We start from the raw sequence: 24,450 nt of genomic DNA, 5'->3' as shown, positions 1-24,450 counted from the left end.
CACATGAACTGTAATAAAGAAGCAGTAGAGCTTATGCATAAATATTTAGATGGTGATTTGTCAAAGCCGGAGGAAACCGAACTTCGGGTACATTTAGAAGACTGTGAAGCATGCCAAACGCATTTTCATGAGCTGAAACGGACAATCACACTTATCCATAGTGCGGAGCAGATTTCAGCACCGAAGAATTTTACGGAAAATGTGATGCAGCAATTGCCTGCTGAGAAGAAGCGGATGAGATATTCACGCTGGTTTAAGGCACATCCTATTTTGACGGCTGCAGCCATATTTTTTGTATTTATGATAAGTGGTGTATTTTCTGCATGGAACCAGGACAGTGAGCTGGTAGTCTCTAAACAGGAAGACTTAATTATCCAGGGGGATACCGTCATTGTGCCTGAAGGAGTAACCGTCGAAGGAGATCTCCTTGTCAAAAATGGCAATTTAATTGTTAATGGGACAGTCGATGGCAATGTAACATTAATTAATGGAAAGCTTTTAGAGGAATCAATTGAAAGCGAGGGATTGATGGCCTCCGTCGGTGAAGTTAATGGGGAATTAAAAATGGTCGATCAGGTTTTTGAATGGATCTGGTATAAAACAAAAGACCTGTTCAAAGGAATTTTTGCCTTCTAGTCAGTTTTAGTGAAGAACACCCGGATAATTGCGGTTCTGGGTGTTTTCTTTTGAAAAAGGTTCAAATTCTCTTCCTCCATATTTACATGTTTTTCCTCATATTATGTTATAATAAAGGACGTTACTATCTGTCATTGGATAGGGCTAAATTTGGCTGTCAAAGGATGTGTAAACATGCTTGATGGGGGATTCGATCTTCTCAATCTGCTTAGAATAGGCGTAGATATAGCTCTCGTCTGGTATGTATTATATAAATTAATTATGCTGATCAGAGGGACAAAGGCAATTCAGCTTTTAAAAGGGATTGCTGTTGTACTTGTTGTTTGGCTGTTAAGTATTTTATTTAATTTGCAAACGATTCAATGGATTACCAATCAGGCTATTGAGTGGGGTCTGATTGTTATTATTATCCTATTTCAGCCGGAACTTAGAAGAGCACTGGAACAGCTTGGGAGGGGCAATATTTTCTCAAGGAGTGCCAGGTCGGAAGAGGAAATTATCGAACAAAATATTGATGCAATTATTCAATCATGTAATTATATGGCAAAAAGAAGAATTGGTGCTTTGATCTCCATTGAACGGGAAACTGGAATTGGTGATTATGCAGAAACTGGAATTCCAATCAATGGAAAACTGACACATCAGCTCCTGACAAATATATTCACACCAAATACGCCATTGCATGATGGTGCCGTCATTATAAAAAAGGAAAGTATCCTCGCTGCGGCTTGTTACCTTCCGTTATCGGAAAGTCCTTTTATTTCAAAGGAACTTGGCACAAGACACAGAGCTGCAATGGGAATCAGTGAAGTAACAGATGCACTTACTATTGTTGTATCTGAAGAAACTGGGAATATATCCTGTACAAAAAATGGTGAGTTACATAGAGAATTAAATCAGGATAGCCTTCGTCAAATACTTAGTGAAAATTTATCATTGAATATTAAAACCCCTGATAAAAAGCCTGAGAAACAAGGGGGGAATACGAATGGATAATTGGTTTGCAAGTAAATGGTTTGTCCGTGTTGTTTCGTTAGCATTCGCTGTTTCTTTATTTGCCTTTGTATATATATCGGAAAATGACTCGCAAAATGACTCCAGAGTTGACAATAATACAGACGGATTGCAGACACTGGATAATGTGCCTGTAGATATTCGAATTGATGATGAAAATTATGTAGTAAGTGGCGTGCCTGAGGTGGTTTCTGTTTCACTGGAAGGCTCTGCAGGTGTGCTGACCCCGCTTATCAGATTGAGAAATTTTGATGTATTTGTTGATTTGAGAGGGAAGGAAGAAGGAGACCACATTGTAGAAATTCAACATAATATTTCATCTGAAGTGAAAGCATATATCGAACCAAAAACGGTTGAAGTTACGATAGAGGAAAAAGCATCCGAAGAGTTTCAGATAAATGCTGATTTTATTAATGAAAGTCAGCTCCCTGAAGGATATGAGCTTGGGGAATATGGAATTGAGCCAAATACGGTTACAATCACCAGCTCAAGGAGTATTATTGATCAAATTGGCATTGTGAAAGTCTATATTGATTTGGCAGGATTGAATGAATCCATCAACAATCGTGAAGTACCTGTGAATGTATATGACAATCAGGGAAATGAATTAAGTGTAAGAGTTGAGCCCGAAACGGTTGTTGTTTCTGCAGATATAGATAATCCAAGTAAGACTGTCCCTGTTACTGTCGCAACCACAGGCGAGATGCCGGAGGGGTATTCTTTAACATCGATTTCTGCTAATGTAGAGGAAGTTGAGGTTTTTGCCACCAGCAATGTGTTACAGGAAATTGAAGGTATTTCAACTGAAGAAGTTGATCTGGCTGAAATTACAGAATCCGGAACAATCGATGTAGAGCTGGCACTGCCTGACGGGGCAAATGCAGGAGACACAGAGACGGTGGAAGTTACGGTAGAGGTTGAGGAAACAAGGACCATAGAAGCTGTCCCAATTGAGATAGAAGACCTGGAAGAAGGACAAGACCTCACCTTTATTGAACCAGAAACACCTGAAATGGATATTACGGCTGTTGGCAATCAATCAGCTATCAGTGAATTCTCTGCAGAAGACTTTCGTGTATTTATTAATGTGGAGGGGCTGGTTCCCGGGGAGCATGAGGTGCCTGTTACCATTGAGGGACCGGAAGCAGAGGATATTACCATTACCGGAGAATTTGAACAAGCCTTAATTGAAATAAATCAAATAGAATCATAAGGGGATTTTCAAAACTATATAGGAAAAGATGCTCTCACAAGTAATAGCTTGGATATGGATATAAAGGAGAGATTTGACATGGGAAAATATTTTGGAACAGACGGTGTAAGGGGTATAGCAAATAAAGGTCTCACACCGGAATTAGCTTTTAAACTAGGACGATTTGGCGGGTATGTTTTAACAAAAGAAACAAGCAGACCGAAAGTAATTATTGGCCGGGATACTCGCATTTCCGGGCATATGCTGGAAGGAGCACTTCTCGCAGGACTTTTATCAATTGGAGCTGAGGTAATGCGTCTTGGTGTTATTTCAACTCCAGGTGTAGCCTATTTGACAAAAGCTACGAGTTCACAAGCCGGTGTAATGATTTCAGCTTCCCACAATCCGGTGGAGGATAATGGAATTAAGTTCTTTGGCCCAGATGGATTTAAATTAACAGATGAGCAGGAGAATGAAATTGAACGTCTGATTGAAACAGAAGAGGATAATTTGCCACGTCCAGTTGGTGCAGACATTGGCAGTGTTAATGACTATTTCGAAGGCGGCCAAAAATATCTCTCCTTCCTCAAGGATACGGTGGATAACGATTTCGAAGGGATACAGATTGCTTTGGATTGTGCACATGGATCCACATCAAGCCTGGCAACCCATTTATTTGCAGACCTTGAAGCAGATATCTTTTCCATCGGTTCGTCACCTGACGGATTAAATATCAACGATGGCGTTGGCTCCACACACCCTGAAACTTTACAGGCATTTGTTGTGGAAAAAGGTGCTGATATTGGACTGGCTTTTGATGGGGATGGAGACCGCCTAATTGCTGTTGATGAAAAAGGCAATATCGTTGATGGTGATCAAATTATGTATATCTGTGCCAAATTCATGAATGAAAAAGGGCAGCTTAACAAAAACACAGTAGTATCTACTGTTATGAGTAATATCGGCTTCTATAAAGCGGTGGAAGAGAATGGAATGCGCAGCGATAAGACAGCCGTTGGCGACCGTTACGTAATGGAAGAGATGCGCAAAGGCGGCTACAATCTTGGTGGCGAGCAGTCCGGCCATATTATTTTCCTTGATCATATTACAACTGGTGATGGGATGCTATCAGCAATTCAGCTGATCAATGTGATGAAGGAAACTGGCAAGCCCTTATCAGAGCTTGCCAGTGAAATGGTAATTTTCCCGCAGGTACTAAAAAATGTCCGAGTAACGGATAAAAATGAAGCACTGACCAATCCGCAGATCCACAGTGAAATTGAAGCAGTGGAACAGGAACTGGGAGACGAGGGACGTGTACTCGTCCGCCCATCCGGAACCGAGCCGCTCGTTCGGGTAATGGTTGAAGCCCCAACGAAGGAAGAATGTGAAAAATACGCTGATCGGGTGGTAAGTGTGATTGATGGTTTATTGGGAATGAAGGAATAGTTATTATATGAGGAACTGCTCTCTTTTGAAAGAGGGCAGTTTTTTTGTTGCCAGGGTGGGCTGGCGCGCCTCGGCGGAGTTGAGAGAAAATGCTGTGAAGTTGAGAGACAATAAGTGAAAGTTGAGACACGACTATGCAAAGTTGAGAGAAAAACAGTGATTATACTTTTATGTCTCAACTATCTTAGTCTATCTCTCAACTGGACTGAGCTGTCTCTCAACTTTTCGCCGTTGTCTCTCAACTTTAGAAATCAAAACTTCCTTAAATACCATTTCAATCCATTAGATGATACGATGAAAGAAAAAAGTCAGGAGGCATGAACATGATCACAATTCTAATCGTTGATGATGATCCGCATATCCGGGAACTTTTACGCTTTTATCTGCAAAAGGAAGGCTATCAGACAATGGAAGCGGCTGATGGCCAGGAAGCAATTGCTCATTTGGAAGCAAATAGAATCCAGCTGGCAATTGTAGATATTATGATGCCGCATGTTGATGGCTATCAGCTATGTGAGGAAATTCGAAAGTTTTATGATATCCCGGTGATGATGCTCACCGCAAAAGGCGAAATTGCTGATAAAGAAAAAGCATATCTTGCCGGAACGGATGATTATATTGTAAAACCATTTGAGCCAAAAGAGGTTTTATTTCGTATCAAGGCTTTGCTGAGAAGGTTTCAGATGACGAATGAAGAGATTATTACGATTGGCAACACAATAATTAACCGCAAAAGCTACGAGGTGCAGGCAAATGGAAAAACAATCATTCTGCCTCTGAAAGAGTTTGAACTTTTGGCTCAGCTGGCAAATTACCCGAATCGTATTTTTACCCGGGAGCAACTCATCGACCTGGTCTGGGGAAATGATTATGAGGGGAACGACCGGACAGTGGATGTACATATTAAAAGGCTTCGTGAGCGGTTTCCATTGAATCAGCATGATTTTTCGATAAAAACGGTAAGAGGTCTTGGTTATAAGCTGGAGGGGGAAATCTAAGCTGATCCATCCGTTCATCTTCAGTTCATACAATCATGCTAGTCTCAGGTAAATTGGAGGATCCTGCTATGCGAACTCTTTATGTGCGTATCATAATTACAACAATGGCGATTATGATTGCCAGTGCGGTGATTGCTTTTGCTGCTGCGAATATATATTATCAGCAATTTCTAAAACCGGAAAATGATAAAAAAACTGTTCATATTGCGGAAAATATTATCGCAATTTACGAGAATAATAACCGTGAGCCAATTTCCGACTATTTAACAGCAATGACTGACTTAGGCTATAAATTTTACCTGGTCAAACCGGACGGGGAAGGGCAGGTCTATGGAGACTCCTTTACGTCGGAGCAAATCGATTCTGAACACGTCGATTCTGTCCTTAGTGGTGATACCTATCATGGGATTGCAAATTTCCCATGGAAGCCGTTTGTCACAGGTTTTTTTGACAATGAACTAAAAAATACAATCGGGGTCCCAATTGAAATTGCAGGTGAAACACATGCATTATTTGTTCGTCCCAATACGATGCAGCAATTTGGTGAAATGCGGATTTTCCTTGCCGTATTACTAGTACTGGCACTTCTGTTCAGTTTCCTATTAGTTCTTACAAGCACCCGCTTTATCGTTAATCCAATCAAAAAGCTGACAGAGGCAACGAAAAAGATAGCCGCTGGAAACTATCATGTGAAACTGAATGTTAATCGTAAGGATGAAATTGGCCGATTAGCAAATGACTTTTCCAAAATGAGTGACAGCTTGGAGCATACAGAAGAAAAAAGACAGGAATTTATTTCAAATGTCTCGCATGAAATCCAGTCACCACTTACATCCATTCAGGGATTTTCGCGAGTCTTAAGAGAAGAGGAGCTTCCCCGTGAAATACGGGAGCGTTATTTATCTATTATTGAAAATGAGAGCAAGCGGCTGTCAGCGTTAAGCAAACAGCTGCTGACACTTTCCAATTTGGACCAGGACCTGGATAAACGTGACTTTATCCCGTTTGATGTGGCGGATCAGCTAAAGGAAGTTGTTTCAACGATGGAGTGGCAATTGCGGGAGAGGGAGCTTGCTGTTGAAATGAGTGTCCATCCCGCTACAGTTATTGGTGACCCGAAATTATTGCAGCAGGTTTGGGTAAACTTACTGACCAATGCGATTCGATATTCGGAAGCGGGAGGCAAGGTAACCATTCAGACGGCTTCGGATAAATCTGCAGTTCATGTGTCTGTGAAGGACACTGGAATCGGTATTGCCGAAAATGATATTTCACAGCTTTTTGATCGATTTTACAAGGTCGATAAGGCACGTACCAGGACAGAGAACAGTACGGGGCTGGGTTTATCGATCGTGAAAAAAATCGTGGAGCTTCATGATGGAACAGTTCTTGTGGAAAGTGAACCAGGAATAGGGTCAACGTTCACGGTAACATTGCCGGCAAAGTAATCAGCTGTTCATCTTCCATTCATATTCATGATTTATGCTAGATGTATTGAATGGATAGGAGGTAACAGAATGTTTCTGGCAATACGTGAATTAATACATGCAAAATTCCGTTATGTTTTAATTGGGTTCATTATGGTGCTGGTAGCCAGTCTAATTTTTATTATTTCGGGTCTGGCAAAAGGCTTATCTGCTGACAACGCGTCTGCAATTCAAAATTTGGAGACAGATTATATTGTAGTGGATGCCGAGGCGGAAAGTGATATTACCAAGTCGTTTATAGATAGAGAAAAACTTGATGAAATCGAACAAATAAGTGGGGTGGAAAAAGCAAACACTTTGTCAATCCGAATGATGAATGCTTCCGTTAATGGCACGGAACAAAATGAGGACGTAGCTTTATTTGTGACGGAAGCTGATGGAATGCTGATCCCTTCAATTACTGAGGGGAATTCGATCACACAGGATAATGAAGTAATCGCGGACAGCATGTTGAAGCGAGAGGGTCTTAAGCTTGGCGATACGCTGAAGTTTGGAGATGAATCCGAATATACGATTGCAGGTTTTGCGGATAAACAGCGCTACAGCCATACTTCAGTTTTATATATGGAGGCTTCCGGGAGAGATAGGATCAATGCGGTTACCATTCAAGCCAATCCTGGAAAAATTGATGAAATAAAAAACGGCATTGGGAATGATTTTGATATCCTGACAGCTGAAGAGGCACTTCAGGGTATCCCAAGCTACTCCTCAGAACAAGCTTCACTGAATATGATGATTGTTTTCCTCTTTGTCATTGCAGCGTTTGTTCTGGCGGCATTCTTCTACGTCATTACATTACAGAAGCGGGATCAATTTGGAGTACTGAAAGCATTGGGAGCAAAAACAATTTATCTCGTAAAAAGTCTGCTTGGTCAGGTCGTCCTTATTTCCGTGATATGCATTGCAATTGCTGTTGGGCTGACAATGGGAATAAAAGCACTTCTGCCTGCGGATATGCCATTTTTACTGGAGGTTTCTGGCTTAATTCAGACATCCTTGCTGGTTTTGACGGTTTCGGTCATTGGTGCATTAATTTCATTGGTGCAAGTGGTTAATATTGATCCGGTTGAGGCGATTGAGGGGGCTGGAAAATGACATTGGTAATGGAAAATGTTTCAAAAGTATATAGTGACGGTCCTAAGGAATTTAAAGCATTGGATGATGTTTCGCTAGAACTGCAAAAAGGGGAGTTTGTTGCGATTATTGGCCCTTCTGGTTCTGGGAAAAGTACCATGTTATCAATAGCAGGGGCACTTTTGTCACCAACCAGTGGTACTGTTTTTCTGGATGGTGAAAATACAGCTCACTTGTCTAAAAGAAAAATTACGGAAAAAAGACTGGAAAAAATCGGCTTTGTTTTTCAGGCAGCAAATCTGATTCCGTATTTAAAAGTAAGGGATCAGCTGAGGGTTATCAATGTGATTGCAAAAAATAAAGCGAACAGCAAAGGAAGAGAATTGCTGGAACACTTTGGCCTCACGCACCGTACAAATAATTATCCGAATGAACTTTCAGGCGGAGAAAGACAGCGAGTGGCAATTGCGCGGGCACTGATAAATGATCCGAAAATCATTCTTGCAGACGAACCTACAGCAAGTCTTGACTCCCAGCGCGGCCGTGAAGTTGTTGAATTGCTTGCAGATGAAATCAAGTCACGCGGGAAATCAGGATTAATGGTAACACATGATGAGCGGGTGCTTGATTTATGTGATCGGGTAGTTACGATTCGGGATGGCAGACTGGAGGAATAATCGCAGAAACAGTTGAGTAAAAAAAGTTCAGTTCAATATTCGAACTGAACTTTTTTCATGCTTTTAGATTAACTCATTTCAAATACTTTGGTTTCGTTAAGTAAAGCACCTTGGATTCTCGTTAGTTCATCTAATGCATTATCACTCGTCCTGTATAATACTAATATAACTTTTTTGTCACCCCAAAATCCATTTGGAACAGAACCAAGAATAGAATGCTTCTTTTCGCCGCCGAAATTTCTGGATATGGAAAATGACCCACAAAAAACCAGTTCTTTTTTGTTTTGAACTCGTATCCACATTGGTTTCTCTCCCCCATAATATAATTCTTAACTGCTGGTTTTTCTAAACTCCAATTTATTTTAACATAAATTTATAGAAGTTCTTATAAGTCTGATTGCGAATATATATCCCTTAAATTGACTAGTTAGACTTTTGAGATTGGGTTGAGAGACAGCCGAGCGAAGTTGAGAAACAAAGCGGAAAAGTTGAGACACAATTAAGTGAAGTTGAGAGAGAAACTGCAACCATACAATTATCTCTCAACTATCTTAAGCTATTTCTCAACTTCAGGCCGCCGTCTTTCAACTTTTACACAAGTTATAATAAATTAACAGATATTTCTTTATATCTATCAGCTCAAGCATAAATAGTTTATAATAAAAATATTGAGTCTTAATATTCCAACATCTAAGAACATACATATAGAAAGATTAAATTTCAGGAGGTAGATTATGATACAATTTCCCAAACCAACAGTGGAACAATTTTTCCGTACGTATGTAATTACTGATTTCTCAGTTAACAAAAATGAAGACCGTCTGATTTTCAGTTCAAACCTCAATGGTAAAATGAATCTTTGGGCAATGGATCTGCCGGATACATTCCCATATTTGTTTGCACAGCATGATGAGTCATGCAGCTTTATCAAGTTTGACCCAAAAAATCGTTATGTACTGGCTGGATTTGACAAAGATGGTGATGAGAATCATCAAATCTACGCCCTTCCAAATGAAGGTGGACTGCCGCGTCCTTTGATTACTGGTGACCCACAGGAGAAATATTTCTTCTCTCATTTAAGTGATGATGGAAAACGTGTGTATTATATAACGTCTGAAGATAATCCATCCTTCCTGAATGCGCGGGTCAGAAACCTGGAAGATAATTCGGATCAGCTGATCAATACTGGTGAGGTCTCACCAACTGAATTGGCAGCTGTATCTGATAATGAAGAAGCTTTCGTTTATTTGCGTACTTTTGCAAATACATATGTAACCGGATTTGTTAAAGTGGGAGAAGAAATGCATAGCCTTACACCAGATCCGAAAAAAGTCCATGTCGCATTTGACCCAATTTTTACAGATGATAAAACCATCTATTTTATAACAGATTACGAAAGTGAATATAGTTATATTGCTAAGTTTGACTTAGAGACGAAGGAATTTTCCACATGTTTAGAGATTGAAAATGAAAGTATTCAAACAATTAAATGGGATAAGGAGCGAAATGAGTTTTATTTGGTTACAGAAAAAGGGGTCACAGATGTCCTTTACAGCTATAGCATCGATTCAAAGAAACTTAAGCAGCTGGCAACTCCTGTTGATGTAATTGAAAAAATCCAGGTAGCCAAATCCGGTAATCTTTATATGCTGGGACGCAGTGCAACAGTTCCGCATAATATTTTTCAATTACAGGATGGAGCTAAGTGGCAGCAGCTGACAAATAACCGTGTGCTTGGTTTGAGCAGTGATGACATGGTTGAGCCTGAAGTCATTTCCTATAAATCATTCGATGGCATGGAAATTGAAGCATTATTATTCAAGGCAGATCCAGAAAATGATAATGGACATACTATTTTCTGGCCACATGGCGGACCACAAGCATCGGAGCGAAAAATGTTCCGTTCCATGTTCCAATGTTTCCTTAATCGTGGGTACACGATTTTCGCACCTAACTTCAGGGGCAGCACCGGCTATGGCTCATCCTTCGTAAAAATGGTGGAACAGGACTGGGGAGAGGGTCCGCGGAAAGATTGTATTTCCGGTATTGAATGGCTGTTCGCAAATAATATTACAACCCAGGATAAATTATTCCTTGTTGGGGGAAGTTATGGTGGTTACATGGCATTATTATTGCATGGCCGTCATCCGGATTACTTCAAAGCTGTTATTGATATTTTCGGGCCATCAGACTTATTTACGTTCGTTAACTCCGTACCGCCCCACTGGAAACCGATTATGGATCGCTGGCTGGGGGATCCGGAGCGAGATAAGGAACGTTTTATCAAGGATTCACCAGTAACCTATTTAGAAGGCATGAAAAAACCAATGCTTGTTATCCAAGGTGCAAAGGATCCTCGTGTTGTAAAAGAGGAATCCGATCAAATTGTGGCTAAACTTAAAGAGAAAGGCCGCGATGTGGAATACCTTGTACTGGAAGATGAAGGACATGGCTTCTCTAAAAAGGAAAATGAAATTAAAGTGTATACCCTGATGCTGGATTTTATGGAGAAACATCAGGATTAATGATGGAAGAATCAGCCCCTCTGTATTCGGATGAATACAGAGGTTTTTTTAGGTACCCCAGGTGCAGCTCTGATTATTGCATAAAAGTCGAATAGGGCGCTTCTATGTGCCCACTCGCATCAAAAGTAGCCACGAAACGTCCAATTAACATTATACTTTCACAGACTAAAGTGCTTTGTAGTGCTAACTTATAATAATCTCCTATATAATCAATACTAGATAGAATGATATTAAAGAGCTGAAAGGTTGAACCATATGGAAAATTACCGCATCGATCAAACGAAAGGAATGGAGTTTGGTCTTTATACATTAGGGGATCATTTGCCAAATCCGATAACAGAAACAAGAATTTCGGCAGAGGACCGAATTCATGAAATAATTGAATTAGCTAAGCTTGCTGAGCAGGCGGGGATAGACTTTTTCAGTGTTGGCGAAAGTCACCAGGAGTTTTTTGCCACACAGGCACATACAGTCGTTCTCTCAGCGATCGCTCAAGCAACAGAGAAGATAAAAATTGCCAGCTCATCGACGATTATCAGTACATCAGATCCAGTACGCGTTTATGAGGATTTTTCAACAATTGATTTGATTTCGCGAGGCCGTGCGGAGATAATCGCTGGCCGCGCATCAAGGGTAGGGTTGTATGAATTGCTGGGCTATGACCTTCGTGATTATGAAGAGCTGTTTGAAGAAAAGTTTGAGTTGCTCTTAAAAATAAATGAAGAAGAAACAGTGAATTGGAGTGGTCAATTTCGTGCACCGCTTCGAAATGCAAAAGTGATTCCACGTCCCAAAAACGGCTCGCTGCCGATTTGGCGTGCGGTTGGCGGAACTCCAGCTAGTGCAATTAAGGCCGGGATGGCGGGTGTACCGATGTTTCTCGCACATCTTGGTGGGCCAGCGTCGATTTTCAAACGATCCATCGATTCTTACCGGGAGGCTCTGAGCCGAAGTGGCTTTGACCCATCGGAGTTTCCGGTATCAACAGCAGGTTTTTTCTATGCTGCTGAAACAACACAGCAAGCACTGAGTGAATACTACCCGCATATAAACGAAGGAATGAAGCATACAAATGGCAGAGGCTTCCCGAAGCAGCAGTTTGCACAGGGAGCAGATCCCCGTGATGTCATGAATGTCGGAAGCCCTCAGGAAATTATTGAAAAAATTCTCTACCAGCATGAGCTATTTGGCCACCAGCGTTTTATCGCGCAAATGGACTTCGGCGGAGTGCCATTTGATAAATTGATGAAAAATATTGATTTGATCGGTACAGAAATTTTACCAGCAATCAAAAAATATACAGCGAAGAGTCAGGAGGAATAGAGATGAAGATTGTCGCATTATCCGGTTCTAATGTGGGTACAAAAACAAGAACTGCCATGGACAGTACGATAAAGGTTTTACATGAAAAATATCCAGAAGCTGAGGTTACATTATTGGATCTGGCTGAATACGATATCCAATTTAGTGATGGAAGAAATTATCTGGAATATGCAGGGGATACAGGGTATGTTGCACAAACATTAATGGATGCCGATGCCATCATTTTCGGTACACCTATTTTTCAGGCTTCCATTCCGGCAACATTGAAAAATGTCTTTGATTTGCTTCCCCAAAATGCATTGGAGGGCAAGGTTTCCAGCATACTTGTAACAGCTGGGTCTGCAAAGCATTATTTAATTCCGGAACAGCAATTAAAACCTATCTTAGCTTATATGAAATCGCAAATTGTACAGACATATGTTTTTATCGAGGAGAAAGATTTTTATCGAAAAGAAATAATCAATGATGATGTGATGTTCAGGCTTGAACGTTTAGTTGAGGATACTGTTGTGTTAACGGAAACGTATATGAAGATTCGCGAAGCTAAAGAAGAAGCTTACGGGTTTTAAAAGGTTTAAGGCAGCAGCTTAAAAAGCCGTGGCATGTGCATAATACAAAACCTTCAGGGCAAAAATAGAACGATACTATTGCTAATGGAGGTACTACAATGGCAGAACAGAATTTGCATCAGATATTGCAGCAGGCAAGCCAGCAAATAAATGCAGCAGGTGAGGCGGTCATGCAGGCACAAGGTTCAGATCCAGGTTTACTGGAACAAGCGGAACAGCAGCTGCAGCAGGCAGAAGCAGAATTGCAAAATGCCCAAAGTCAAGCGGGAACGGAAGCAACGGAAAACGCACAATTTCAGCAGGCTTACGAGCAGCTGCATGATTTGCGGCAGCAAGTACAGGAAGCACAGCAAAATAATAATGATGTGCTATAACTTCAAGGGATACAATTGCGTATCCCTTTTATTTATCACCCAGAAGATGGAGTAGTCGTATCCACTGAAAATGATATTTCTGATAATACGCCTTCTGTTGATACAAATGAAGAACAGCCACTTGGAAATCATGTGATTATCGAACATGAAAATAGCGAATACAGTATTATTGCTCATTTTAAAAAGGAAGCTTAGAAGTGAGCGAAGGAGATGAAGTCAGTGCCGGTGATGTATTAGGTCTGGCTGGAAACTCCGGAAACTCAAGTGAACCGCATATTCATTTCCATGTAGCAGATGGGCCTGATTGGAAAGAAGCTTCTTCAATCAGGATAAAGCTGGAGCATGGAGCAGAACCTGTTCGAGGGGATGCGGTTACTGGTTTTTAACAATATTACCCAAGAGCAAGTCCAAGAGTGTGAAGGATTATTTATTTATAAACAGAGGGACAAGTTTCCTGCCCCCTTGTCCCACCCCCTTGTCCCATTTGTTCATTTTGAAGAAAATAATTCTCCTGTAACATTCACCAATCCAACACTCACGCATAAACTAAACAACAGTTACCAAAAAAAGTATTGACCTGAGAATTAGTTGTCGGTTAAAATGTACTGTACCCTTTTTAGAAAGAAAGGGGCTAGCTTTATTCAAAAATAGAAAGGAGCTTAGAAGAGAAAGCGAGCAATAAAAAGCGCCAGAACTATTTTCTGATCGGAAAAGAAAATAGTAGACGAGGTGGAGGTTTATCGAGTAATTCGGCGGGTGCCTCCCGATTGTACATCTCAATCGATATGCTTTATTCCGAAAACAATGAGGTGACTTGTTGAACAATGGAATAAAGAGAGATGCCATAAAACAATCACGAGAAAGGGGCAGTAAGCGCCCCTGTATTAAACATGGTTCGTTTGTCTGCCCCTTATATTAAGGAGGAACAACGATATGTGCGGAATTGTTGGCTATATCGGACAAAACGATACAAAAGAAGTTTTATTAAATGGACTGGAAAAATTAGAATATAGAGGCTACGACTCAGCTGGAATAGCGATGTTAAATGATAATGGATTAAACCTTTTCAAAGTTAAAGGACGCATTGCTGCACTGAGAGGATATGTGAATAATACCATTTATGCAACGATGGGAATCGGCCATACTCGCTGGGCTACACATGGGGTGCCAAGTGAAGAAAATGCACACCCGCACCAAAGCGCGTCTGGAAGATTTACACTTGTTCATAATGGAGTTATTGAAAATTATCAGGATTTGAAAAAAGAACATTTAAGTGATACAGCATTTGTCAGCGAAACAGATACTGAAGTAATTGTTCATCTGATTGATAAGCTTTATGGCAAATACGAGAATACTGCTGAGGCATTTCGTCAGGTAATAAGTCTTTTAAAAGGTTCTTATGCAATTGCCATGATTGACTCAGAAGATCAGGATAATCTATATGTAGCTAAGAATAAAAGTCCGTTATTGGTAGGCTTAGGTGAAGGATTCAATGTTGTTGCAAGTGATGCGATGGCAACATTAAAAGTAACTGATCAATACCTAGAAATTTACGATCAGGAAATTGTTATTGTAAACCGCAGCTTTGTTGAAGTACAGAGGCTTGATGGAACAGTAGTTGATCGTAAACCATACACTGCAAAAATTGATGCAAGTGATATTGAAAAAGGAACGTACCCACACTTCATGCTTAAGGAAATTGATGAGCAGCCATTTGTTACGCGTAAAATCATCAAGGAATATCAGAATGAAAATAATGAACTTAAGCTTGATAATGATATTCGTGAAGCAATGAAAGCAGCTGACCGTATTTATATCATCGCATGTGGAACTAGTTATCATGCAGGATTGGTTGGAAAAGAGTTCATTGAAAAACTTGCTAACATAGCAGCTGAAGTCCATGTTGCAAGTGAATTTTCATATAATATGCCATTGTTATCAGAAAAACCGCTATTTGTGTTCATTTCACAAAGTGGTGAAACCGCTGATAGCCGTTCGGTTTTAGTGAAAATAAAAGAAATGGGATATCCGGCACTGACAATTACAAATGTGCCAGGATCCACCCTTTCTCGTGAAGCAGATTACACATTAAATCTATATGCAGGACCAGAAATTGCTGTAGCATCAACCAAAGCATACACGGCACAAATTGCAGTGTTAGTAATTTTAGCAGTCGACACTGCCCAGGCAAAAGGTCTAAAGTTAGACTTTGATCCAATGCAGGAGCTGGCGATTGTCGCAAATGCTATGGAAATTCTAACAGATCAAAAAGAAGCAATGGAAGAGCTGGTTACAAATTATTTGCAGGCAGCACGTAATGCATTCTTTATTGGCCGGAGTGCAGACTATCATGTATGTATGGAAGGTGCACTGAAATTAAAAGAGATTTCCTATATCCAGGCAGAAGGGTTTGCCGGAGGGGAATTGAAGCATGGAACTATTGCGTTAATTGAAGAAGGAACACCAGTTATTGCGTTGGCAACACAAGCTGATGTTAACTATGCAATCAGAGGTAATGTCCAGGAAGTTATAGCACGCGGGGCAAATGCAATGATCATCAGCATGAAAGGTATGGAACAGGATACAGATGCATTTGTTCTACCACATGTTCATGAATTGCTGACACCACTTGTAAGTGTTGTTCCACTTCAATTATTGGCATATTATGCGGCGCTTCATCGTGGATGTGATATTGATAAGCCTAGGAATCTGGCAAAAAGTGTGACGGTTGAATGATTTTTGACAGGTAACCTTTGTTGTGTATGTGTCAATAGCCATATACAGACAGGGACTATTAAACTACAGCATTGTTTGTGATGTGATAGCAAAATAAATTGTGTTATGTAAAATTGAAAGTTAAAAACAAATAATTGACTTTCGGGATGGTGTCGTTATTGTGGCTTTGATATAAAGTCGAACCATTTATAAAAAGTGCCACTGCTTTTACCCCTTTGGATTCCTTATTGTCCAAAGGGGCTTTTCATGGAAAAATAAAATAAAGTTTTATTCCATTATTTGTTGGGTAGAGCAATGAGTCTAACCCCCACACAGGCATGAAATTATTAAAGCTGATAGTAATTTCGGATTTTAGGAAAGTGAATCGTAAGCTTTGTATATTCGTTCACTTCCGATTCAATTGTAATTTTGTGTCCTAATTTATTCGCCAATTGTTTAGCGAGATATAGCCCCATCCCAGTCGATTTAGCGTGGTTTCTTCCAGTAGCGCCGGTAAAGCCTTTTTCAAATACGCGATTTATATCTTCAGATGCGATACCAATACCATTATCTTGAATTAGAAGTCGCTTTTCCGCGCGATCTTCTTCAAATAAAACAGTGACTGTACCACCCGTATCTGTGTATTTTAAAGCATTTGCAAAAAGTTGATCAATAACGAACCCAAACCACTTTTTATCACTTTGGACAAGCTGTTCTGTGTCACCCATTTCAAAATGAATCCCTTTGTTAATAAACAGTTTGGCGTATTTTTTTACACTGTTTTTGATAAGTTGGTTAGTGTTAATCTCAGATATGAAATAGTCTTTCGAGAATGAATCAATACGAGAGTAGTAAAGTGCCTGTTCGACGTAATCATCAATCTTATGGAGCTCATCTTCAAATTTATCAATTAGAAAATCTTTTGTTTTATCTTCGCTGTTTTCCATTAGTAGACGGCTTGCCGCTATTGGAATTTTTACTTCGTGGATCCATGACATAATAAACTCCTGTTGATCGCGTTTTTGATCGTATAAAGTTTCTAACTGTTTGGCGTGCTCCTTATGTGTTTTTTTCAAAAGGTTAAAGATTAGCTTCTGCTCGTTATTTTGGGCATCAGGCATCATAGCCATTGTTTCTTCCTGACTACTTTCAATGAGATCCTTCATTTCCTGGTAAAACTTCCTCCGATAGAAATAGCCAATGGTAATGTACATGCTTGCAATGACGAAGCTGATAATATTGGTGTACACGATTTTGTTAAATGGGTTTACTTGATTAAAACCGACGAACATAATCAGCGATACGAAAGACATGATAATTAGGTAAAATAGGATGAAATAACGTTTATCTTTTACGTATTCTAAAAAACTCATTGAATGACATACCCTTCGCCTTTTTTAGTGGTAATGAAGTTTTCTTTGCCAAGTACAGTTAGTTTTTTACGTAATCGATTAACATTTACCGTTAATGTATTATCATCAACAAAGTTTTCATCTTTCCAAAGCGTTCGCATGATCTTATTTCGACTGACGATCTTACCTTTATTTTGGATCAGGAGTTTTAAAATGATGAATTCCGTTTTTGTTAGTTCTGCTTTTTTATCAGCGCAACGTACATCCCAGTCCTTTAAATCCAAAACAATTCCATCATGCTCGAGCACATTTGACTGTGTATCCGTATACGAATAGGACCTGCGCAGGAGAGCGTTGACTTTGGCCATTAATACATCTGTATCAAACGGCTTTTGAATAAAATCATCCCCGCCCATATTCATTGCCATAATCATATCCATAGGTGTGTTACGGGATGAAATAAATATAATAGGTGCTTTTGAGACCTCTCTAATTTTGTTGCACCAGTAAAATCCGTCAAATGAAGGAAGGTTAATATCTAATAATAGAAGTTCGGGCTTTTCATTTAAAAATTCCTGCAGAACCATATCAAATGCTTCTAATTTAACTACTTCCAATCCCCATTTTTCAATTGTTTCTCCAAGCATATCTCTAATCGTTGGTTCATCTTCTACGATCATAATTTTCATTTGTTTCACTCCCGACCGTTCATTTCATTAGCATGTGAATCATCCTTTATCTAATACTAATCGAAATAAACAAATTTTGCATCGTGGTGACAAAAATGTAAGTTTAGAACTAGTAACCGTAAGATTAGATAATGATTACTTATTGTAGAATGAAATTAAGAAAGAAATTAAGCTCTCAAATGGAGGAATAAAATAAATGAAAACGATAGTAGATGCAAAACGAGTTAAGAAAGTATATGGAGCAAAAGGAAATGTGTTTGCCGCACTGGATGAGATCGACTTAACCGTAAAACAAGGTGAATTTGTTGGGATTATGGGTCCTTCAGGTGCTGGAAAATCCACACTTTTAAATATATTGGCAACGATAGATGAAGCGACATCTGGTGATATTTCGATTGATGGTACAAGTATCATCAACATGAATGAGGAACAATTGTCAGCATTCAGGAGAGATAAACTGGGGTTCATTTTTCAGGATTATAACCTACTAGATACCCTAACGGTAAAAGAAAATATAATCCTGCCACTCGCTTTATCAAAAATGAATACAAAAGAATTGGAAAGAAGAGTAAACGCTGTGGCTAATAAATTTGGGATTGATTCCATTTTAGAAAAAAATCCTTACCAGATATCTGGTGGACAAAAACAACGAACAGCGGCTGCTCGTGCAATCGTTTCGAAACCTAGTCTTATACTAGCGGATGAGCCTACAGGTGCGTTAGATTCCAAGTCAGCAACAGACTTGTTGGAAAGCTTGAAGGGGCTAAGCGAAGAAGATCAGGCGACCATTTTATTGGTAACACATGATGCATATGCAGCGAGCTATTGCCAGCGTATCTTATTTATAAAAGACGGCAAACTTTTCACGGAACTGGTAAAAGGAAAGGAATCCCGCAAAGAATACTTCAATAAAGTATTAGATGTACTGTCTGCGCTCGGGGGTGGGGCAAATGACATTATTTAGTTTAGCGAGTAAAAACATTAAAGGGAATTTCAGTAATTACTTGGTTTATTTTGTTTCACTGGTTTTCAGCATCGTTATTTATTATACGTTCGTTTCGTTGCAGTATAGTGAAAAAATTCAAGAAAGCATGGAACTGTCTGATACAATGAGCTTCATGTTTATGGTGTCAGCTGTGATATTAATTCTATTTGTAGCTGTCTTTATACTATATTCAAATTCATTCTTTACAAGACAAAGGAAGAAAGAAGTCGGATTGTATTCCATGCTTGGTTTACCAAAGAAGACAATTGGAAAAATGCTGTTTTATGAAAACTTAATTATGGGATTGATTGCATTAGTAATCGGGGTCCTGCTTGGAACATTACTATCCAAACTGTTTTCTATGATATTGGTCAATCTAATGGGTTCGACTGCTGAAATAGATTTCGGCATATCTATCCAAGCAATTATCCAAACGGTCATTGTATTTATGGTAATCATTTTATTTACATCCATTCAAGGCTATCGATTGATTTACCGTTTTAAATTAATTGAACTATTTCATGCGGCGAAACAAGGAGAACAGGAACCAAAAGCCTCACTTGTTTCAACTGTACTGGCGGTTGTTCTACTTGCAGGTAGTTACTGGCTCATATTAAGGCCGTTTCCTGCTGAATTTAATTTTGATTATTTAATAAAAAATTACGGAGTTGCCTTAATTGGTCTAATAATTGGAACGCATTTATTTTTCCGTTCTGTAACTGTTTATTTATTAAAGCTATTTAAACGAAATAAGTCACGTTACTACAAAGGAACCCGGTTAATTGAGACATCCCAGTTGCTCCATCGGATCAGAGGAAATGCGCGTACATTCACCGTGATTGCATTATTGAGTGCTGCAACAATCAGCTTCTTCGGTGCAACATATAGCGGATATTATGGCAATGAAAAGAATGCTAAAGAAGTTATTCCATTTAGTTATGCTCATTTGTCAAAAGGGCAGGTTTTTGATACCAAAGTAAAAAGTATTATAGAAGATGATAAAAATCATCCGATAAAAGCACAGCTTGAAATTCCTGTTATTGAAGCCAAGGGAGAGCTTTTGTTTCAATTAGATTATGAATTGAATCCAACTAAAGTAATCTCTGCAGCTACATTTAATCAGGTGTCAAAAGCTTTAGATAGGGAACAAACGGTGACACTATCTGAAAATCAAGCTGTAGTAATCCAACCAAGGTTTACGGAATATACAGAGTCAAAATTTAAAGGAAAAGAAATGACGTTGAATATGCCTCAGGACAACCGAAACTTAACGTTTGTCAATATGGTTGAAGGTAATGTTTTACCTTTCGATTTTCCGGATTTCTATGTCGTGGTTAGCGATGACACGTTTGTAGAACTTGATAAGCAAAAGGAAGCCATAACCTATAAGGCTTATGAAGTGGAAGGCGAGAAAACGACAGAAGCGACATCTAAAAAGTTAGCAAAACTTATAGGAGGAGATTTTCAAACATCATCATCGTTCTATATCGAATACAAGGAAGGAAAAGAAGGGAACGCATTGATGCTGTTCATTCTTGGATTCCTGGGGCTTGTTTTCTTAGCAGCAACTGGAAGTATTATTTATTTTAAACAGCTTACAGAAGCTAATGAAGCCAAAGGTAATTATGAGATTTTGCGTAAGATTGGTGTCAGTAAAAAGGATATTCGTAATTCAATTAATAAGCAGACATTTTTTGTGTTTGGGTTGCCTTTAACAGTAGGTATCTTACACGGTAGTATAATCTTAAACTTTACGACTAATTTTATATCAGATCTAATAGGTGCCAATATTATTGTTCCAATCTTAACAGCCATGGCAGCCTTTGTTATTATCTATTTAGGCTATTATGTGTTGACAGTTAAAACGTACAATAAAATTGTGAATCAGTAAAAAAAGAAAACGTCTCTCAGATGATCGGGAGACGTTTTCTAGATTCTTTTTAGGGGAGTTAGTATACTTAAAAAGAGCGTAAAATATGGCTTGCTATTTTTGTAGTACTAACAATTTGGCAATGGTTATTCGATTCGGAAATTCGTTAGATAGATAATATAGGCATTAGTTTTTTCGTTTCGCTATTCCGCCTTTTGTTTGAATGGACAGAAAAGCCATATGAATATAATAAGAACCAATGATAATTCTATTTTTAAATTCTTCGGAAATACCGGATATTAGCATAGAATGACTATTCAAGAATTGCGATTGTGGAAGAAATATCAATTTAAACAACTTTATTGTTACATTTATGAAGTGTTATTCAGCAATTGCATTAAAAATTAAACATCTTTATTTTTACACCGCCCTCATTTAAGACGGTGTAATGTGTATTTTCGGCTTCAGAATTAAATAACTTTATTGTCATTACACACTTGCTACATTTCCTCTTTTTCTTCAATTTTTTTCTCCCCAATTCTGGGGAGGGACTTAGTTACAATAGCGGAATATTCTGTACAAGCCAGATGAGCTCTTTCAGGTCAACTATTACGTAGGAGATTGAGATCATGGATATAGTGAGATTAAAAAAATGAAATGGAATGGATTAATAGACTACTTTTTGTAGTTGATTTTATAGATTGTTTTTTATAATCTTGCAATAATGTACTATATCCCATTAAGTTTATAGATGTATATTTATATGAGAACGTTGAAAGGAGTTTTCATCATGGATATTACATCTTTTATCATATACAGCTTTATTGTGACTTTTACTCCGGGATCAACGAATATCGTCATTTTATCGACCGTTATGTAGTGAACTATTCATATCCCTAATAGATAGTCTTATTCAAACAAATCTTTCAACTGATTTAAAGAAAGATAATACTCTTATTAGAAAAGCAAAAGATATGCTTCGTTCTGACTTAGGGAATGTTCTTAAACTCGACGAGATTAGTAGAGAGCTTCATCTATCAAAATTTCAGTTTATTAGATTGTTCAAGTCTCATACTGGTATTACTCCATACCAATACTTTTTTCACAGAAATGATGTCGGCTGGTTAAATATCTATCGAGAGGGTGTTTCATCAATCCAGCGATCTTTAGAAAGTTTAGATAGAGTGTCCACACTCCGAATTAGTCAAGCATATTCAGGACATGGACCTCAGATAGACGATCCACTTCGTTCCATTGATACAGCTAGGAGACTTCTAGAAAAATGGTTAAGAAATCCAGAGAAGGTTTCATGGCATGCCTGCAAAAGAATTTTTTCATTTACACTAATCATGAAAAACGGATTACCAAAAGAAGAGATTGATAGTTACTTATTAAGTTGTGGATGGTTCCAAGATTATTCACGCTACGCTTTTCAGCTTCAGCCAGAAGAATTTATCCAAATCCTGCTTGACGAGATGATTCGTTCAGGAGCAGCAAACTGGCATAATAATTATTTAATCGCCACAGCTCCTTATACAGCACCACAAAAAGAATGGATGGATAAGAACATCAAGCCAAAAAATTGGCATGACATGATATTTACACAGCATGAAAAAACTAGGGAATGAGTAAAAACTGCTGCAACTAGCTTCTAAGCCTAATTATTAGATTTTTCTACCAAACTATTCAGGGGGATATAAATTGAATTTGAATGTTGGAGATATCATTCGATTTGAACGGACATTTACTAAAAGCGATGTTGAAATATTTACAAAAGTATCCAAGGATGAAGGGAACCACCATTCTAATCCTGATAAGTTGGAGAGACTTGTGGTTCAAGGGTTGTTAACTGCCACATTACCAACAAAGGTTGGCGGCGATTACAATGTACTGGCACGTACAATGAATTTTGAGTTTTTGAGACCTGTCTTTACCGGTGATACAATAAGATGTGAAGTGACGATTGAAAAACTTGAACGGAAAGACAATAATCGAATACCTATTTTGGCAACTTTCCTATGCACAAATCAAAATGTGAAACAAGTATTAAGCGGAAACTTTGCGGGAGTAATATTAATAGAGAATTAGTCCGGCGGTGAACAAAATTAAAATAGAATAAATAGATTGTTATTTCGTAAAAATAAAGACATCGCATATTAAGTTTATCTAATAAGCGATGTCTTTTAAACGCACAGTATAAGACTCATTGAACCAGTCTTTTCATACACTATACAATCTTAAACGATTCTCCTTCTGTATAAGAGATTCTTTCAAACCTTCAAACATCTTCTTTCCTGCAAAATGAACAATCATCTGTCTTTTTCATATGCTCTTAAATTACAAGTCCCATAATAGTTCCAGAGATTATAGAGGCAAGTGTTGCGCCTAATAATAGTTTTAAAGCGAATTTCGAGACATAATTTCCTTGCTTTTCACTAATTGATCGAATGGAGCCTGCAACAATGCCCACTGTTCCAAAGTTAGCAAAGCTGACTAAATAGACCGAGATAATGGCATTGGTTTTTGCAGATAAATCAGCTGAAATTTCACCAAGGCTTAACATGGCAACGAATTCATTTGTAACAAGTTTTGTTCCCATAATACTGCCAGCTTGTACAGCTTCTGCCCATGGAATCCCCATGATAAAAGCTATTGGTGCAAAAATGTAGCCGATAAGTGTTTCGAATGAGATTTGAAATGTGCCAAGGAAAATTACATTAATTAGCTCTATTAACGCAATAAATCCTAAAAGCATTGCAGCAACAGTAACAACAAGCTTTAAACCATCCATTACACTTTGCGATACCATCTGGAAGAATGGAACCCTTTCCTCTTCATCGGATCCTATTAAATCGTCTTTTTCTTCCAGATCATATGGATTAATAATATTTGCGACGATGAGCGCACTAAAAATATTTAGTACGACTGCGGTTACAACATATTTTGGTTCTATCATTGTCATATAAGCACCAACCATCGCCATACTCACAGCACTCATTGCAGAAGTACAAATCGTGTAGAGTCTTCTCTGCGATAGTAATGGAATCTGTTTAATAATTGTTAAGAATACTTCTGGCTGACCGAGCACAGCAGTAGATACTGCAAAATAACTTTCTAATTTACCCATTCCTGTTATTTTACTTAAAATCCAGCCTATGTACTTGATGATAAGCGGCAATAGTTTTATATAATTCAGTATTCCTATTAAAACGGAGATGAATACTAAAGGTAATAACGCTGAAAATATAAAGGGTGCTTCTCCTTCATTCACGATACCGCCAAATACAAAATAGATACCTGCGTTAGCAATTTCGATCAGGCCTTCAAAAAATTCACCTACATTCGTAACGATAACAAGACCTACTGTTGTATTCATCATGAAGTAGACTAAAATAATTTGTACAGCCAACATGATTAAAATACGTTTATATTTTACATTTTTCCTATTGAAGCTAAATAGATATGCAATTAGAAAAACAAATAAAATACCGGTTATAAAAAATAAAAAACCCATGTTAGTT

The 24,450-nt window shown here is 38.5% G+C and carries 22 protein-coding genes and 2 pseudogenes; 20 read left to right on the top strand and 4 right to left on the bottom strand.

What is annotated here, in order from left to right:
• The first annotated feature begins 3 nt into the window (after positions 1 to 3).
• The 8 genes from rsiW to CIL03_RS16880 all read left to right on the top strand — a co-directional run bounded on the left by rsiW (position 4) and on the right by CIL03_RS16880 (position 8,527).
• Entirely contained in the window at positions 4 to 636 is a 633-nt protein-coding gene (gene rsiW, locus CIL03_RS16915; RefSeq protein ID WP_094887069.1) for an anti-sigma-W factor RsiW, read from the top strand.
• Positions 637 to 810: 174 nt separating this feature from the next.
• The gene (cdaA, locus tag CIL03_RS16910; protein WP_094887068.1) at positions 811 to 1,632 is read left to right on the top strand and encodes a diadenylate cyclase CdaA; all 822 of its coding nucleotides are present in this window, start codon (positions 811 to 813) and stop codon (positions 1,630 to 1,632) included.
• On the top strand, positions 1,625 to 2,863 hold the full coding sequence (locus CIL03_RS16905) for a CdaR family protein (protein WP_094887067.1): 1,239 nt from the start codon (positions 1,625 to 1,627) through the stop codon (positions 2,861 to 2,863). The genes cdaA and CIL03_RS16905 overlap by 8 nt, the downstream gene beginning before the upstream one ends.
• Before the next feature lie 78 nt (positions 2,864 to 2,941).
• A complete protein-coding gene (gene glmM, locus CIL03_RS16900) occupies positions 2,942 to 4,291 on the top strand; it encodes a phosphoglucosamine mutase (protein ID WP_094887066.1) in 1,350 nt (449 codons plus the stop codon).
• A gap of 317 nt (positions 4,292 to 4,608) precedes the next feature.
• Positions 4,609 to 5,289 carry a response regulator transcription factor gene (locus CIL03_RS16895; RefSeq protein ID WP_206207716.1) on the top strand — a complete coding sequence of 227 codons (681 nt, stop codon included), beginning with the start codon at positions 4,609 to 4,611 and terminating at the stop codon, positions 5,287 to 5,289.
• Between the two features lie 68 nt (positions 5,290 to 5,357).
• Complete coding sequence (locus CIL03_RS16890) at positions 5,358 to 6,737, top strand: HAMP domain-containing sensor histidine kinase (RefSeq protein ID WP_094887064.1); 1,380 nt, start codon at positions 5,358 to 5,360, stop codon at positions 6,735 to 6,737.
• Between the two features lie 69 nt (positions 6,738 to 6,806).
• Positions 6,807 to 7,871, top strand: a complete 1,065-nt coding sequence (locus CIL03_RS16885) for an ABC transporter permease (protein ID WP_094887063.1) — start codon at positions 6,807 to 6,809, stop codon at positions 7,869 to 7,871.
• On the top strand, positions 7,868 to 8,527 hold the full coding sequence (locus tag CIL03_RS16880) for an ABC transporter ATP-binding protein (RefSeq protein WP_094887062.1): 660 nt from the start codon (positions 7,868 to 7,870) through the stop codon (positions 8,525 to 8,527). The genes CIL03_RS16885 and CIL03_RS16880 overlap by 4 nt, the downstream gene beginning before the upstream one ends.
• Before the next feature lie 68 nt (positions 8,528 to 8,595).
• Here the strand turns inward: CIL03_RS16880 and CIL03_RS16875 are convergent, their stop codons facing one another.
• Complete coding sequence (locus CIL03_RS16875; RefSeq protein WP_094887061.1) at positions 8,596 to 8,829, bottom strand: hypothetical protein; 234 nt, start codon at positions 8,827 to 8,829, stop codon at positions 8,596 to 8,598.
• Between the two features lie 432 nt (positions 8,830 to 9,261).
• On the opposite strand from CIL03_RS16875, the gene CIL03_RS16870 reads away from it, so the two are divergent.
• The 7 genes from CIL03_RS16870 (at position 9,262) to glmS (ending at position 16,054) form a co-directional block, all read left to right on the top strand.
• Positions 9,262 to 11,052: a S9 family peptidase gene (locus CIL03_RS16870; protein ID WP_094887060.1), complete on the top strand. Its 1,791-nt coding sequence runs from the start codon at positions 9,262 to 9,264 to the stop codon at positions 11,050 to 11,052.
• A gap of 255 nt (positions 11,053 to 11,307) precedes the next feature.
• A complete protein-coding gene (locus CIL03_RS16865) occupies positions 11,308 to 12,375 on the top strand; it encodes an LLM class flavin-dependent oxidoreductase (RefSeq protein ID WP_094887059.1) in 1,068 nt (355 codons plus the stop codon).
• Positions 12,376 to 12,377: 2 nt separating this feature from the next.
• Entirely contained in the window at positions 12,378 to 12,944 is a 567-nt protein-coding gene (locus CIL03_RS16860) for an NADPH-dependent FMN reductase (RefSeq protein ID WP_094887058.1), read from the top strand.
• Between the two features lie 98 nt (positions 12,945 to 13,042).
• Positions 13,043 to 13,318: a hypothetical protein gene (locus CIL03_RS16855; RefSeq protein ID WP_094887057.1), complete on the top strand. Its 276-nt coding sequence runs from the start codon at positions 13,043 to 13,045 to the stop codon at positions 13,316 to 13,318.
• Between the two features lie 15 nt (positions 13,319 to 13,333).
• Positions 13,334 to 13,513, top strand: coding sequence for a M23 family metallopeptidase (locus CIL03_RS20195; protein ID WP_240508126.1), 180 nt, complete (start codon positions 13,334 to 13,336; stop codon positions 13,511 to 13,513).
• 2 nt (positions 13,514 to 13,515) lie between these two features.
• A complete protein-coding gene (locus CIL03_RS20190; protein ID WP_240508125.1) occupies positions 13,516 to 13,704 on the top strand; it encodes a peptidoglycan DD-metalloendopeptidase family protein in 189 nt (62 codons plus the stop codon).
• Positions 13,705 to 14,251: 547 nt separating this feature from the next.
• Complete coding sequence (gene glmS / locus CIL03_RS16845; RefSeq protein WP_094887056.1) at positions 14,252 to 16,054, top strand: glutamine--fructose-6-phosphate transaminase (isomerizing); 1,803 nt, start codon at positions 14,252 to 14,254, stop codon at positions 16,052 to 16,054.
• A gap of 326 nt (positions 16,055 to 16,380) precedes the next feature.
• Here the strand turns inward: glmS and CIL03_RS16840 are convergent, their stop codons facing one another.
• Positions 16,381 to 17,406 (bottom strand): sensor histidine kinase, encoded by a 1,026-nt coding sequence (locus CIL03_RS16840; protein ID WP_094887055.1) that lies wholly within the window; start codon positions 17,404 to 17,406, stop codon positions 16,381 to 16,383.
• Positions 17,403 to 18,074: a response regulator transcription factor gene (locus CIL03_RS16835; RefSeq protein ID WP_094887054.1), complete on the bottom strand. Its 672-nt coding sequence runs from the start codon at positions 18,072 to 18,074 to the stop codon at positions 17,403 to 17,405. The genes CIL03_RS16840 and CIL03_RS16835 overlap by 4 nt, the downstream gene beginning before the upstream one ends.
• A gap of 196 nt (positions 18,075 to 18,270) precedes the next feature.
• Here CIL03_RS16835 and CIL03_RS16830 point away from each other — a divergent pair, with 196 nt between their 5' ends.
• The 5 genes and pseudogenes from CIL03_RS16830 (at position 18,271) to CIL03_RS16815 (ending at position 23,017) form a co-directional block, all read left to right on the top strand.
• On the top strand, positions 18,271 to 19,038 hold the full coding sequence (locus CIL03_RS16830) for an ABC transporter ATP-binding protein (RefSeq protein ID WP_094887053.1): 768 nt from the start codon (positions 18,271 to 18,273) through the stop codon (positions 19,036 to 19,038).
• Positions 19,025 to 20,950 carry an ABC transporter permease gene (locus CIL03_RS16825; protein ID WP_094887052.1) on the top strand — a complete coding sequence of 642 codons (1,926 nt, stop codon included), beginning with the start codon at positions 19,025 to 19,027 and terminating at the stop codon, positions 20,948 to 20,950. Before CIL03_RS16830 ends, CIL03_RS16825 begins: the two co-directional genes overlap by 14 nt.
• Before the next feature lie 769 nt (positions 20,951 to 21,719).
• Positions 21,720 to 21,803 (top strand): annotated as a pseudogene (locus CIL03_RS20435) (LysE family translocator); the annotation flags it as partial.
• Positions 21,802 to 22,035, top strand: a pseudogene (locus CIL03_RS20185) (AraC family transcriptional regulator); the annotation flags it as partial. The pseudogenes CIL03_RS20435 and CIL03_RS20185, both read left to right, overlap by 2 nt.
• A gap of 595 nt (positions 22,036 to 22,630) precedes the next feature.
• Entirely contained in the window at positions 22,631 to 23,017 is a 387-nt protein-coding gene (locus tag CIL03_RS16815) for a hotdog domain-containing protein (RefSeq protein ID WP_094887050.1), read from the top strand.
• A 244-nt stretch (positions 23,018 to 23,261) separates the two neighbouring features.
• Here CIL03_RS16815 and CIL03_RS16810 read toward each other — a convergent pair whose 3' ends face one another.
• A complete protein-coding gene (locus tag CIL03_RS16810; RefSeq protein WP_094887049.1) occupies positions 23,262 to 24,443 on the bottom strand; it encodes a NupC/NupG family nucleoside CNT transporter in 1,182 nt (393 codons plus the stop codon).
• Positions 24,444 to 24,450 lie beyond the last annotated feature (7 nt).

It is taken from the genome of Virgibacillus indicus, assembly GCF_002266285.1.
In the GTDB taxonomy this organism is placed as follows: Bacteria; Bacillota; Bacilli; order Bacillales; family Amphibacillaceae; genus Virgibacillus_K; species Virgibacillus_K indicus.
Note: the sequence above shows the minus strand (reverse complement) of the source record. Positions and strands in the feature narration are given on the sequence as shown.